Genomic DNA, 14498 nt, shown 5'->3' on the forward strand with positions numbered 1-14498 from the left:
GGTCAGCTCTTCTTCGCTGCAGATGCTTTGCGCGCCTTCGGTTTCTCCGCTTCGATATGTGGTGAATCGCAGGCAGCGAGCAGGGCAGTTGCGTATGCGAAAGCGGTCGTTTTGACGAATTCAGCATTCACCACACCGCCCCACACCACAATACCAACGCACGCGACGGCAGCAGAAGCCCAAGACTGACCTGAAATTGCCGACAGATTCGCGGCACCACCCATCCACGCGTGAAGTGCTGTAGCCAATAACGTCAGCAAACACATCACAATGGCTAGTGGTCGCACACCCAAAAGGTTTCTGCGGAAACCGTAGTTGGTGTTTTCAGCGAAGATCAAAGCGAACTTCTTCGAATCTCGTGTGGCTTCGCGCAGCCATTTCACGGCAGATTCGCAAATTGCCGCAGCCTTCGGTCGTTGGGACTCTTCATCAGCCAACTCAAGGAAAGTCAAACCCGCAATCTTCACCTCGAGAATTCTCTTGTACCGGTCAAGAGTGACATGATCCAAGCTGGTTGACGCGCGCAAGAGCATCAATGTTGTCGGCGTTCCTCCCCACTCCTGAAATAGTTGCGGTTCCTTTCGCTTTCCCCACTCGCGCCCAAGAGAACTGAGCAGCATTAACCCACCAAGCGCCACTGCCAGTGAAGCCAGTCCCGCAAGTTGACTTGAAAAAATCGGGGCGACCAAGGTCAACGCGACAACCGGCACGAGCATTACCAGCAATGCCGGATAGAGCCGAGCCTTACGATCATAGGGGTCAAGAAAGCTTCCGATCATCTGCTTCAATCTCCCTCAACCTGAGCGTGAAAAGGAATGGGTGTAGACGCAGTCCAACCTTCCCGGGCTGGCATGTTGTGGGAATGCCGCTTCGACTCGCCCTTCGTTTGATGCACATTCGCACCACGCCGCAGGAACGCATTAGTTACGACCTTGCGGGGATGCACTTCCGAGTCCTTCGATGCTGAGACAAACGCAGTCTTCGTCATTGCCGCCCCCTCGCCAACTTTCGGGCCGACAAAGCGATTCAAAATGCTCGGCGAGACATTATTGCGACTGCCGTGATGCGGCACCTGAATGAACTTGCTCGTGATCAGGTCGAAGCCAAGATCAGACGCGTAGTCAGTTGCCTTTCCAAGCGCCTGAATACCTGCATCGCCGGTCAGCAGCACGCCGCGCCCATCCAAATTCCCATACAAAACCACACTACTTTCGTTCTCGCAGGAGGTTTCGCCATCCTCGGACAACGTTTCTATATGCCAGTGTTCATCAGCCCATGCAGCCACCTTTTCCAGAGCGCGAAGACCGAAACTCTTCATTGCTTCAGCCATGCTGGTGCTGCGTGCTTCAGGTGTCTTGTTGAACTGTGGGACGAGTTCCAAGTACCAATTTTGGCTGGGCGACAACACATAGAAATCGCCAATCTTGGCACCGGCGTAAGGTTCATAAACTGGAATGCCTTTCTCATCGGCGAGTTCCTCCAGCCGGTAAGCGTGCGACAGAAGATCTTTCAGTCGCGCGGCCAAACTCTCGTCGGTGATCCTGCCGTCCTTGAACCAGTGCCGGATTTCTTCGGCATACTCCCACGGCCGATGTACCCACACCTCACCAACGGTCATCTGGTCAAGAACCACCTCAAGCCCTGATGCGTGATCTGCGTCTGGATGTGTGTTGACCACGTAGTCGACGTGTGTCGTCCCGTAATGTGACTTGATGTGATCAACCAGCTTCTGGCCGGACTCTTTCGTCCCGCCATCCACAACCATCACTTTGTAATTACCCGGCTCACCGTAACGAAGAACAATTGCATCGCCGCTCTTGTCGCCGTTTCCGACCGGAAGAAAATCAACCTCGTAGCCATATCCAGCCATGTTTCTCTCCCTTACTCTTCGAACTCGGAATTTTTGAATCGAAGCACATTGCAGTTCTCCTTCACAGCGCGCTGCAAGCCGTCGTCAAAACCTGTTGCTGACTCGGCCTGAATTTCGATGGCGATCTTCACCTTTACGCCGGGGCGAGCAGTGAATTGCATGATCACTTCGTCAACGAGATCTGCGAACTGCTTTTTGGCCTGAATGGCATCGAGTTCGATGCTGCCGTAGAACTGCTTCTTGACGGCCTGCGGCGCACTGCCACCACCGGTTGGGTAGGTCGGCTTGGCCGAATCTTCGACACGCGGCGGCCAGTCTCCGGTGGGATTGTTTGTCTGGTCAGTGGACTTTGGCCGTGCGGCTTCGTCGGCGGCTTTCTGCGCCTCCGTCTCAGTTGCCAAATAAGCGGCAGCGGCGACCGGCTCGATCAGCAGCAGTGACGAATCAAGGAACAGTGATGTGCGCTTGCCGAAGCTGAATCCCACGTAGCGGTCACCTTCTTTGCCTTGTGCGAAGCCGAAGAAATCCCGGCTTTCTGCGCCAACCGCCATCGTGTGTTGAAACGCCGTATCGTCCTTAATTCGGGGCAGATAAAGCTGCTGGCAACTTTGTTGCCACACGTTGAGCGCGCTAGTGTCTTTGCTATCGTCCTTCCAGAACCAGTCTTTCAGCACCTTGGTCAAATGGACGGGAGCCCACTCGGTAATCAGGAGTTCATTTTCCTTCAGCACGCGCTCAATTTCCTGCGACAGGTTCTGCGCGCCCGGATTGACCTGGAAATGCTCCCACTGAATTTCGGATAGCCCCTTGCCGGGACGGGCCTCCTGCATTGGCGCAACCATCCACTTGTAGGTTTCACGGATCATGCGGCGCAGGGCATCGTTCGCATCCTCAAAGCTCTTGCTCGCCTGCCGGGACTGAAACTGGTCGAGGTTGAGCTTCATCTCCTTGATGTCGCTAACGATGGATTGCCACGCCAAGGTTGACCGCACCTGATCCTTGAGACGGCTCACGCTGTCATAGTCGGCGGCAAGGAAAATCAACCGATTCAGCTTGAAACGCGGCTGATCGCCACGCGCCTTCAATATCTCGGTCGCGCGCTCGATGGCAAGGCTCTGACCACTGCGGCTAAACGCAGCGTCAGGCGGCAGCACAACGAGACGTAGCTGCCAGTCATCGGGAACATCGCCGCTGGCCGTGAAGACGTGGATGCCGCCAAACACGCCGGTGGCAAAACTCTTCTGCACACGATCACGGATGGCCGGAAACACATCTTCCTTGTCCTGGAAGCGGCGTTTGCGCTCTTCCATTTCCCGGCGCAGGTTCGGGCGGGTATCGAACCAGAAGCGGTTGTTGCCGCTGTTCAGATAGTGGAGGCGGTCGCTCAAGCGACGCAGCGCGTCCTTGTAAATGCCGACCTGCTGGCCCGGTTGTGCCACGCCCAAAACAATGCGTTCCAGTTCGAGGCCTCGAACCATCTGGTTCGCCGTGGTCGGCGCGCTACCGAGAAATACGGCGCGAGCCGAGCGGCGGCAGGCCTGTACGCTACCAAGGCGCGTATCTTTGTTTTCAATCTCGGTGGTTTCGGCACGCTCGCCATCGATATCGCGTTCGACGACCGGGTCCCAGCCTTGCGGCAGGTAGTAAATCACCTCGTTGCGGGTATTTGCATCGTCAAGCGGAAGGCTACCCGGCATGATCAATGGGTCTTTATCGTTTTTGTCCCAAAGCCGGTGAATGACCTTGGCCATCAACTTCAACACACCACGGGTACGCTGGAAGTTGTCGAGCGACGACCAGTCTTCATACAAACGGTCAAACACCTCGGGGTGAATTGGATAGGCGTGCATCAATCGGTCGAAATACCGGCTCTCCTGCGTTTCGCGCGGGAAGTCGTCGCTGTTTGCCGTGTAGTAATCAGCAAAGGCACGGCACACCGTTTCCGCCGCCAGCTTGTCGTTGATGCTGCTAAACAGACGACGACGGACGATCTCGAACGCCTCCTCGGTACCTACCGGTTTCCACAACGCCTGAATGCGACCGAAGTAGTGTGCCAGCGCCGCGAGTGCCTTCACGCCGCGTTGGCTACCTGCCTCCTTGTCCGACTCTGGCAGCGAAGCCAACAACACAGCGGTCGGGACGGCTTTCAGTGCTTCGGTCAGCGCCTGCACAAAGCTCAGGTTGGAATCGAAGCTGCCACCGGTCAGTGTCTTTCCCTCTTCAAACTGGCGTACGTAGGCGACCAACTCGTCGATCAGGATCACGCACGGCGCATAGCGACTGAGCAGTGTTTCGAGCACGGCCTTGCCGGGGGAAGTGCCAGAAGAATCCGCATCTGCCACCAGGGCGTAGCCCTCGGCTTTTCCGAGTTGCCATGCCAGATCGCCCCAAAGGGTGCGCACAGATTGCTTTACATCGCCGTCCTGACGCGTCACCGGCTGGTTAGGCGATGACTTGATGCCGTCTAACACAGCAACCCGTGCGCGGGGTAGTTCAGTCACGCCAGCAGCATCGAGAATGGCGGGCACACCCGGCAGGTCACTGGCTTGCGCTTCGCCTTTCGCAAGGTGATAGACCGCCAGCATCGTGTGGGTCTTGCCGCCGCCGAATGCGGTTTGCAACTGTATGACTGGGTCGCCCCCCTGGCCGGACAATCGCTTCACCACGGAATCGAGCAGCAAACGCATACCCTCGGTGATGAAGGTGCGTTGGAAGAACAACGCAGGGTTCTGGTATTCCGCCGTTGCCGTGCCGTCGTGGACGCGCGACAAATCAGCTGCGAACTCAGCTTGCTGGAATGTGCCCTTCAGGACATCTTCATGCGGAACGGCGATTTCACGCCAAGGTTTTAGAGTCATCTTCATCTCCCCAATCAGATATCGAGTTTTGTTTGCGAGCCGATAATGCCCGCGTCGACAGACGCCTGTTCAATGCTCGACCATGCAGTGACCAACTCGTTGTAGGCGCGTGCCTCCTCTGCCCAGCCCTTGCGTTCGCACAGGGTGTAGAGGCGATAGGCCAGCGCACGCATCGGTTCGGCACGGGCGGGCATTCGCGCAAGCAATACGCCCGCAGCAGACTCGCCGTCTTGGTTCAGCGCTCGGATTAGCTGATGCAAGGCCTCCCATACGGGGGTACGGGCATCGCCCTCGGGCGACCAGTCTTTAGGTAGCTCTGCCCAGCGTAGAAGGCGCAAGCTGCCTGCACTACTCTCAATCACCCCGGCATCTTGAAGGCCACCAACACTGGTGCCTTTGGCACGGGCAAGCACATCGGCGTCGCCAAACTTGCCAGTGGCCCAACCTTGAGTTTCAAACCAGTGCAGACAGAACTGGGTGTCGTGATCGAAATCATCTTCGGCGAAGAAGCGATTGATGAGCTGAAGCGCGGTACGCACACTCATGGGTTTGCCGTCCGCTTCCAGCACGGCGGCGTACTGGCTGAAAATCGCCATGCCTGGGCCGATAATGGCTTGCGACAAGTCCACCGGCGCGACCGGGGAATTAACACCGCCGCGCGTCATCTCGTCTAGCGCCTCGGGCAGCACAGAGTTGAGTTCACGGATGAACTCGCGGCGGCTGACTGAGGGGGCGTCCGCATCGCGCTTGCGGCAAACGAGGACGATGCTTGAGGCAAGCGCGTTTATCACCTTCTTTAGATTGCCGACCAACTCTGTACGCATTGGCCACGTTCCAGTAATGCTGAAACCGGCGCGCGTGACGGCCTCCAAGAATGTGTCCCAGCCAGCACTTGATGTCCCGTCGTTGTCACTTGTTTCGGACTGCTTTACTGCGTAGTAGATGGTCACTGGGAAGGCCGGATGTGCCTGTGTGGCCAAGTTCCGTATGGCTTGGGTCATGCCCTCAAGAAAGAAGGCATCAGCCTGCTCCCGACTGCCATGTCGTGTCGGGGTCGCAACAAGCTCAGTTGCCTTAGGTGTTGCGAGCGTTGCGTATAGGCCGGAGAAGATGGGCTTTAGGCTGCGCCGTAGCCAAACATAGAAGAAGTCGGACAGGTCGGCATACCCGATGTTGTTGTAGTACGGTGGGTCCGTTGAAACCACAGGGTATGGAACGAAGTCCTGGACTAGCGCCGCATCGTGCTGAATCACTCGTCCAGATACGCGACCACTGAGGTTCTCAATGACCTTCGATATCCATTGCACTCCACCAATCCAGCCGCCAGAGGAATCGGAAAAGACGTTCGCTTCGGCGAAGTCCCAAGTCATTGGCAGCGCCTGTCTTCCGAACGCACTAGTGACGGTCTCGTACTTGGCACCTGAGTGCCAGGTGCAAAGGGACGACAGATAGTTAGCCATCTTGTCAACACCAAACGCCAAGAACATTGCTACAGCATCTGCGTATGCGTCGGCACCAGCACCGCCACTTTCAAGACTATCTTCCCCGGTCCGCATGCCTGCCCGCACCGCGTCGGCCTCGACTCGGCTCTTAACTATCGCAATCAAGTCCGCGAATGTAGTGAGTCCAACCAACTGCCTGCGCGTGAAGATGCTGCCAAACGTGGTCATGCCGTAAAGCGGCATCTGGTCACGCGCTTTCCCAACCAACTCCTGCGTGGGTTCCCACTCTGGGGTCGCGGAGAGTGCAAGTGCCTCTTGTGCGGTGTCCGGGTCGAGATATATCCGCCCGCGTGGGCCCTCAGCAACTACTGTCATGAGCCTGGCCTTCATTCGACCCGCCTGCGCTTCCGCCTTGACGTAGTTGCCGCCGACAGGACTGTTCGAGACAATGCACATGAAGCCGGAGCCTTTGCCAGGAACTTTGGTGCCTCTTTTCGCATTTTCTGGAGGGTGCCCCATCTTGACGGTAAACCGGTATCTTTGGCCATCGACTGCCGGTTGAACGTACGCTTCCTTCCCTGGCTTAGTTGCCAGCACAAATGACGCCACCAGCGGAATCTCAACTTCGGAAAATGCGGGGTTGGGGCTTTTTACCGTGCGCGCCCACAGCCATGCGATGACCGTGAGCTTCTGGCCAAGCAGGGCTTTCAGGTCAGGCCGCTCCTTTACGATCTCGGCTGTGATCTCGACCTTGGGATACAGATGGCCAATGCGCTTTTCGGCCTCGGCGCGCATCCACGCCCCGTAGCGACGCACGTCCTCGGCTAAACCCTGCGCGCCAGACCAGTCCTCGCTCAACTTACCCTGCTTGTCGCCCGGTACGCGAGGCCCCACTGGAGTGCGACCGGCAAAACGCGGTGGGATTTCGATCATGGCCTTGTTGATGGTGACGGCCACGGGGTTGAGGTCGGATGCGTAGCTCTCCAAGCCCAGACGCTGTGCCTCCAGCGGCAGCGCACCGCCGCCAGCAAATGGATCGTGAAAGGCGGGCAGTTTGTCGGGGTTGAACAGTTGGGCTGCCTGCGGGTGGCCCTTGTTCAGCTCGCAGACCTCGCGCCACGAACGGCGGATTTCGACTCGGGCGCGTTCCAGCACCTCCTCGTTGTTGGTGTTCTCCCATTGCACGAGATCTTCAATGATCTTGAACAACCGCTCGCGCTCGATGATAGCCTTTTCCTTGTTCACACCGTACTTAAAGCCGCCTCCCTGCTGGTAGCCAGGGTCGTTGACCATCTGCGCAAAGATCACTGCCCGTGCTGCTGCCAGCGGGCGGCGCGCCCACCACAGGTGCAGGGTGCTGGGGTGGCCGTGGCGGATTGATTTCTCGCGCGCGCACGCAACATTGATGGCATCGAGCGGCAGCGCGACTTCGATAAGTTTTTTAGGTGTTTTGATGTTGGTCATACGAGTCCTGGGGCGTGCTGCTGCAAGGTGTGTTCGGCAAGCTGGCCGAAGAACTGGCGTGTCAGACTGAAGAAACGGCTGAGGCGCTGATTGCGCGGCAGCAAGTCAATGCTAGCCAGATCGGGCAGGCTCCAGCCTTTGGTTTGGTGCTCTTGAAAAAGCTGATCGAGCTCATCCCACCACTGCCGCCTGTAGGTGATCAGGTAGGGGCTGTTGAGGTTGAGTAGGTCAATGGTGTATTGCGCCCGGTCTTGCTCTTGCGCATTCAGATTGCCCGCAGGCACTACACGGCCATCGGACAAGTAGGCGAAATAGCGTCGGCAATCCGGTTGATGGCAAGAGACAAAGCGAGCCAAGTCAACCGAATCTCGTTTGCCGGGTGCATGGCCACCAAAAACTTCATGTCCCTGGGCTTTGAACGCGGATAGGTCATTGGTGCTGTCGAGCGCGCTTGCGGCAAGATTGTTGTAGTCGAAGGTGCGTGCCGGGTTCTGACTTTTATTCTCTACATGTTCGATGTGGTAGCCCAAGCCTTCTTCATCAGACCGCATTTCGCTATAGCAGCACAGTTGATACTGCTCGTTGAGAATGGATTGCTGGATAGCTGCTTTGTGACTGAAACTGCTCCAGCGACTGGTGGCCTGCTGCGGCGTAGTAGGCGGGTTGGCGTGTGACTGATTGAGATGATAGCCACCGTTGCCTTGTTTGGTAATGGCCCTCATTGCTTCAGAGCCTCCTGCCGCTGGATGCTGCGTTGCAGTCGTTGCAATTGCGGGTGTTGCGCACCCAACGCGGCAACCAGGGTTTGCATCAACTGCGTTGCATCTGAGCTTTGATAGTTGCCTTGATCAACCCACTCGGTTAGGCGCTGCAGGTCGGCTTTTTCGCTGACGGGTGGTTGCGGGTCAACCATCATCACGCTGTGCAGCACGTCGCCACTGGGCTCACCGTAGGTCATGGCCAAAGGAGGTGCTGCAATGATTTTCCCACTGGCATCGGGGCCTATGACCCGGATGTTTTCGCGCTTGACTGTGCTGAGAACCTGCGGGCTGTGTGTCGTAACGATGAACTGGGTGTTGCGGAAGGTTTGCATCAGATCAGTTAGCACGCGTTGCTGCCACGATGGGTGTAGGTGCAAATCAACCTCATCGATCAGGGCGATGGCAGGGAGATCGAGAGGATTCATGATCTGCATGCCATCAATCGCCATCCGACTGTTTGCTTGCGCCAAGCGGCGGGCGAAATCCATAGTCAGCCCAAGTACCACGCGGTAGCCATCGCTGAGTTGGCTGATACGCAACGTACGAGTGGTGCCGTCAGGTGCCAGGCGATCAATGACAAAACGCAGCGGACGGATTTCGGTGCGTGGTTTGCTGAATCCGACCGGGAGCAGACGAACGATGGCTCCACGCACTGCCCGCAGCTCGGGATGTTGATAGTCGAAATCGCGGCGAGTTTCACGCTCACGGCGTTCGGCGTCTTCCATCGCGTTGAACCACTCGAATGCAGCTCGAAAACGTGAATCTGGTTCCAGCGCACCAGCCAAAGCATCAAACCGGGAGAAGTTTTTCTTGAAGCCACGGCGGCGTTGCACCTCCTCGCGGATAGCGCGGTTGGTGCCGTAGTAGGCAATGACAGGAAGAAAGTACGCCTGTTGTTCGGATTCGGCTTGAACGAGTCCGAGAGTGAACTCATCCAGATCTTTCAATCCACGTCCCAAAAGGGCTGCTTGCTCTTCAGAAAGTAGTTTCTTGATCGCCGACGCATTCACCGTGCCATCTCGCTTTCGACCGCCAGCCCATGCGAGCGAAGCGTCTTCTCGCGTGCGAGCTTCCCAAGCGAGCATCATGAACGGCTCGCGCCGCTCCCCTTGCGTGACACGCAGGTCGGTCTCTTTAGCGGTTCTCCCAGACACCCCAGGCAATTTAGTCAGATAGCGACCAAATCCGATTGCAATTGCGTCCAAGATCGCTGTTTTACCAGCACCGTTCTCGGCAATGATGACTGTGAGGCGCTGGCCAAAGTCGATACTCAATTCATCGAAGCATCGGAAATTTTTTAGATGTAGTCGTTCGAGCTTCATGTTTATCCTCCTGGTAGTGCTGATCGAGCCAATAGTTGTTCAAGGTCTAAGTTGATACTGGTGACCGCCCAATCCGGTTCTTGTGTGAAAGGCTTGGTCACATAAAACGGCCCTTCGTGCTGTTCGCCATCCACCATGACGATGGCTAGAATGAATTTGTCCTGCTGGTTTAGCCCGTAGAGGATTTCGTTGCGGGTAACGGTGACCGTGCTGCTGCCTTTGACACGGCCCTTGACCTCGATGTGGCGCGATGGTGGCAGCTTGCCGTCAATCGCTTTTGGTAGGCTGGTCACATCCCAACCGCACTTTTGCGCCGATACGTCGATGACCTCGTGACCAAGGGCACGCTCGGCAGCCATCACGGCGTTCATGGCAGCCCACTCAACCCGGGCGCGGGCGTCAGCATCTGCGGTCCAGCCCGGTTGGCCTGTGCGCTGAGCCAGCAGGCCTGCTGGAATCACCAAGGCACCACCGGCAACAACGGGCGTTGCCGAGATAACGTGGCGCATGGCCAGCAGTTCTTTTTCGCGCGACTCGCGGCGGGCTGTAAGGTCGTCAATAGTGCGGCGGACATTTTCGAGCGACAGCCGCACGTCTTTGCCTGCGGCAATGTCGTCTTGCAGCTTGATGTAACGGTCTGACCAGTAGTTGATCTCTTTGACCAAGCGCTCGTGAACGGCGGCCAGGGTCTTGTCGACATTTTTCTCGCGGCGATTACGCACCTCGTCGAAGTGCTCAGGCACGAGATGGGTGGAAGCGTGCGCCAGCGCAACCTGCTCGAGGTTTTGCGCGTCTGTGCCGTTGAGCCACGGTGCTTCGAACACGTCCTGAATCAAAGCCAGATCGGCCTTGCTGATGGATTCCATATCCAAGTGAGGGGCCCAGCCAGCATTGATGGTGTTGCCTTGCGGATCGATCTCAACAAACTGCATCCGACGCGAAACGACATGGGCGGGATCTGCACCTTCTCGCACTGAGTGATCGATGATGAACATCACCTTTGGGGTGATGCCCATGTCGCTGGGGTCGACCAGTACGGTGCCTTGCTTTAGTTTGTTTCGATGCTGCTCCAACACGAGGTCAGTCACCGATTGCATCAGCGGGTGGCCGGGGTGCATCAGGCTGGCCATCGGCGCACCCACACGTTCGATCAGTCGGACGAATTGCTTCTCGAAGCAAACGCGTTCGTAGCGACGCAGAACCGTGTCGGCGTTGCGGCGGTCACGCCCAGTGATTTGGCGGTCGCGTTCGCGGATGTTTGCCGGAACGTGGGTGATCTCGTAGCGGCCTTGCTCGCGCGGACGCAGTTCGCCGCCGAGTTGCTGGAAGGCCTGATTGAAGAAGGAACGGATGAAGTAGGGCTGCAGCTTGCGGGCCTCGGCCTTTTCCATTTCTTCCTTGACAGCAAACAGGCGCTCGGTGCTCATCACCTCTTCGCATAGCGCGTTGCGCTTGATGATGTTTTCAAGGTGGGCGGTATCGAGCGCACCTTCAATCTTACGCAGCAGGCGCGAGCGGACTTCAGGGTCTTCGCCGTAGCGGATCGCTTCGATCAGCAGGTCTTTGAGGCTTTTGTCCTCAAACACTTCGCCGAGGATATCGAACACGCGGCCACCCAAGGCTTCGCGCTCGACTTCCAGTTTCTCGAACAGACGTTGAAAAACATCGCCCTCACGAGTTTCGGCGGCGACCATGTTCCACAGGTGGCAGACTTCGGTTTGGCCAATGCGGTGGATGCGGCCAAAGCGCTGTTCGAGGCGGTTTGGATTCCAGGGCAGGTCGTAGTTGACCATCAGGTTTGCGTTTTGCAGGTTGACGCCTTCGCCTGCGGCATCGGTGGCCAGCAGCACGCGTGTGGCCGGGTCGTTGCGGAACAGCTCTTGCACCTTACGGCGCTCTTCGCGCTTGATGCCACCGTGAATCATCGTGACGGCTTCTTCGTTGCCGATCAGGCCGCGAATCTTGACTGCAAGGTAATTCAAGGTATCGCGATGCTCGGTGAAGATGATCAGCTTGCGCTGGCGGCCACTTTCTTCGCGCATAGTTGGCGACTGCAGCAGGTTGGACAGTTCGTCCCACTTGCGATCCTGGCCGGAATGGACAACTTGCTTTGCCTGCTCTTCAAGGCCATCAAGGATGATGATTTCGGCCTCGAGCTCCTGAATGGTTTGCGCGGCGGTCGCTTGGTCGACTACGGACTCTTCGAAGTTCTCGTAGTCGTCGGGCGACATGGCGTCGGCTGACTCCCAGATATCTTCTGGAGCGCCATTGACGTTGAGCGTTTCAGCCAGCGTTTGGCCGCGATTGCGCAGTTTTTCATCTTCAACCCGGCGCTTGAGTTTGTTGCACCGGCGTTTGAGCGATTGGTAAATCGCTTCGGGACTGGATGCCAAGCGACGCTGCAGGGATGTCAGTGCGAAGCCGACGTTGCCTTTGCGCTGGCCATCCAGTTGATCTGCCCTGTTCATTTCCTCTTTGACGTAGTCAGTGACCGCTGCATAAAGCGCGGCTTCCGGATCAGAGAGTTTGTAGTTGGCGGTGATGGCGCGGCGATCAGGGAACAGTTTGGTTCCATCGAAGCGCAGCATCTCTTCTTTGACTGTGCGGCGCATCAAATCGGTGACGTCGACCTTGTGCGCGCCGTCGCGGAACTTGCCATAGAAGCGGTCGGAGTCGAGCAAGGACATAAACAACTGGAAGTCTTCTTCCTTGCCGTTGTGCGGCGTGGCGGTCATCAGCAGGAAGTGCCGCGTGATCGAGCCCAGCAGTTCGCCCAATTGAAAGCGCTTGGTCTTGTTGACCTTGTTGCCGAAGTAACTGGCCGACAGTTTGTGCGCTTCATCGACAACGATCAGATCCCAATGAGAGAGTCGCAGCTTTTCTTGGAGATCTTCGTTGCGGGAGAGTTGATCTACCCGTGCGACCATCAGGTCGATGTCGTCGAAGGGGTTACCTCCGCGTGACTGCTCAACCTGCTCGCGGGAAAACAACGTGAAAGACAGGCCGAACTTCTCGAACATTTCGTCCTGCCACTGTTCGACCAGACTGCCCGGCGCAACAATCAGGATGCGCTTGGCATCGGCACGCATCAACAGTTCGCGGATGAACAGCCCGGCCATGATGGTTTTGCCCGCGCCCGGGTCATCTGCCAGCACGTATCGGAGGGGCTGGCGCGGCAGCATCGATTCGTAAACGGCAGTGATCTGGTGCGGCAGCGGCTCCACGTTGGATGTGTGGACGGCCATCATCGGATCGAACAGATGGGCTAGATTGATCCGGTAGGCTTCCGCCGCCAGTTTGAATTCTTCGCCCGGCGCATCAAACGCCCAGGGGCGGCCAGCTTCCGCCAGTGACAACTTCACCTCGTCGCTGCGGAACAGCATCCGTTCCAGAAGCTTGCCGTCCGCCGTCTTGTAGTAGACGGTGAGGGCGTTGTCGCCAACAGGCTCAGTGGTGACGATGCGCACCACATGCCCGGGCTCGATACCGGAGATGGCTGCGTTTTTCTTGATGTCTTCTAGTTTTAGCATTTGTAAGCCTTCTCCTAAGCCTCGTACCCTGGTGCAAGCACGAGGTTGGTCACGCCATAAAGCGCTTGGCGATTACGCAGCCAGAGGTGGTACTCGGCACCCTTGAGACTGTGGTCTTCAGTGCAGTCCACGTTCCAGCGGCGCATCAGGTATCCGGCCATTGCCGCGCGCACACGCATCCGCAGCGCGCCGTTTTCCATGCCGTACTCGGCTTCGATGGTGTCGGGGTGCTGTACGTTGGCCGGGTGAGGAACCAGTTCAATCTCCGCGATCCGGTTCCACTGAATGTCTTGATCGGAGGTCTCATGCTCTTGCACGACACCGGCGACCGATCTGGCGTCAGCAATTCGAGTCAATACAAAATCGCGGAAGTCACCGCTGCGCCGGTCGAAAGCGCGAACGTGCCAACGTTGCCCGTTGTCGGCCAAGGCGAAAGGGACGATCTCCCGTGTGGTCAATCCGCTGGACAGTGCGCGATAAGAAATCTCGACCGCTGCTTTTTTGTGAATGGCGCGAGTCAGCACCGACAACATCTCTAGATCGAGATTGATCGACAACTCCGAACCTTCGCACGCCACCAATTGGCGGACACGCATCGGCTCGCCATCGCCAAAGCCCTGCGACAGCCATGTAAGGACGCGACTTGCTGCAAAGTCGAACACCGGGCGAAACCAATCGGCGCGCACATAAACCTTGCGCTTGGTGTCGTAATCAAGGTTGCGAGGGCCGAGCTCTTTGTACTGACCAATGTCGCGGGTTGCTGCTGCAGCCTGGATGCCAAACCTTTCCACCAAGTCCTGGCGGCGAAATTCCCCTACAAAACGCAGGCGCAACTCAAGGAACGCGAGGCGGTCGCGTTGCGATTGAGTCATCTCTGAAAGTTGATCGCTGGACATTTGGGCTTGCTCGAACGGTCTATCGGTATTGTTTAGCGGAGTTTATACGACTCAATAAGCTACGTCAAGCAGCGCATATTAAATCAAAGTCTGTCGCTTAATGATGATGATTTCGCGATGCACCATGTTTGGGCAAGTCGTATGGCAACGGGATTCTTGCTCGGGGTATTGGTTCGATAGCGAAATCGGGATTCGAACTGGCATTCGACTGTTGGGCAGTGAACGCCCATGCTTCGTGGGGCGATAAGCATTTCCACCCTGAGCACGAAGCCTCCAACGACCTTTCAAAACCAGACTTCAAATCACTGGGTTTTCTTTTGTCTGCCACTTACGGTCGATGTGAAAATAGGCCACC

8 protein-coding genes are annotated in these 14498 nt (G+C 57.1%); all 8 read right to left on the minus strand.

All coding sequences use genetic code 11. The features are described from left to right. Positions 1-2: 2 nt before the first annotated feature. Genes AC2EBU_RS09715 through AC2EBU_RS09750 form a run of 8 tightly spaced genes read right to left on the minus strand, consistent with a single transcriptional unit; the run spans position 3 to position 14143 of the window. Complete coding sequence (locus AC2EBU_RS09715) at positions 3-788, minus strand: hypothetical protein (protein WP_484610223.1); 786 nt, start codon at positions 786-788, stop codon at positions 3-5. Further along, entirely contained in the window at positions 785-1870 is a 1086-nt protein-coding gene (locus AC2EBU_RS09720; RefSeq protein ID WP_484610224.1) for a ComEC/Rec2 family competence protein, read from the minus strand. Before AC2EBU_RS09720 ends, AC2EBU_RS09715 begins: the two co-directional genes overlap by 4 nt. An 11-nt stretch (positions 1871-1881) precedes the next feature. Next, positions 1882-4728, minus strand: coding sequence for an ATP-binding protein (locus tag AC2EBU_RS09725; protein WP_484610570.1), 2847 nt, complete (start codon positions 4726-4728; stop codon positions 1882-1884). Positions 4729-4742: 14 nt separating this feature from the next. Beyond that, positions 4743-7634 carry a DUF1156 domain-containing protein gene (locus AC2EBU_RS09730; protein WP_484610225.1) on the minus strand — a complete coding sequence of 964 codons (2892 nt, stop codon included), beginning with the start codon at positions 7632-7634 and terminating at the stop codon, positions 4743-4745. Beyond that, on the minus strand, positions 7631-8356 hold the full coding sequence (locus tag AC2EBU_RS09735) for a retron system putative HNH endonuclease (RefSeq protein ID WP_484610226.1): 726 nt from the start codon (positions 8354-8356) through the stop codon (positions 7631-7633). Before AC2EBU_RS09735 ends, AC2EBU_RS09730 begins: the two co-directional genes overlap by 4 nt. Further along, positions 8353-9717, minus strand: coding sequence for an AAA family ATPase (locus tag AC2EBU_RS09740; protein WP_484610227.1), 1365 nt, complete (start codon positions 9715-9717; stop codon positions 8353-8355). The genes AC2EBU_RS09735 and AC2EBU_RS09740 overlap by 4 nt, the downstream gene beginning before the upstream one ends. A gap of 2 nt (positions 9718-9719) precedes the next feature. Then, the gene (locus AC2EBU_RS09745) at positions 9720-13247 is read right to left on the minus strand and encodes a helicase-related protein (protein WP_484610228.1); all 3528 of its coding nucleotides are present in this window, start codon (positions 13245-13247) and stop codon (positions 9720-9722) included. A gap of 14 nt (positions 13248-13261) precedes the next feature. Then, entirely contained in the window at positions 13262-14143 is an 882-nt protein-coding gene (locus AC2EBU_RS09750; RefSeq protein ID WP_484610229.1) for a helix-turn-helix transcriptional regulator, read from the minus strand. Positions 14144-14498 lie beyond the last annotated feature (355 nt).

This window comes from Curvibacter sp. T50, assembly GCF_057219955.1.

What these genes read in the sequence shown, in the direction of transcription:
- AC2EBU_RS09720 (WP_484610224.1), bottom strand. Translation starts at nt 1,870, where the DNA reads ATGGCTGGATATGGCTACGAGGTTGATTTTCTTCCGGTCGGAAACGGC.
- AC2EBU_RS09745 (WP_484610228.1), bottom strand. Translation starts at nt 13,247, where the DNA reads ATGCTAAAACTAGAAGACATCAAGAAAAACGCAGCCATCTCCGGTATC.
- AC2EBU_RS09725 (WP_484610570.1), bottom strand. Translation starts at nt 4,728, where the DNA reads ATGACTCTAAAACCTTGGCGTGAAATCGCCGTTCCGCATGAAGATGTC.
- AC2EBU_RS09730 (WP_484610225.1), bottom strand. Translation starts at nt 7,634, where the DNA reads ATGACCAACATCAAAACACCTAAAAAACTTATCGAAGTCGCGCTGCCG.
- AC2EBU_RS09750 (WP_484610229.1), bottom strand. Translation starts at nt 14,143, where the DNA reads ATGTCCAGCGATCAACTTTCAGAGATGACTCAATCGCAACGCGACCGC.
- AC2EBU_RS09740 (WP_484610227.1), bottom strand. Translation starts at nt 9,717, where the DNA reads ATGAAGCTCGAACGACTACATCTAAAAAATTTCCGATGCTTCGATGAA.
- AC2EBU_RS09735 (WP_484610226.1), bottom strand. Translation starts at nt 8,356, where the DNA reads ATGAGGGCCATTACCAAACAAGGCAACGGTGGCTATCATCTCAATCAG.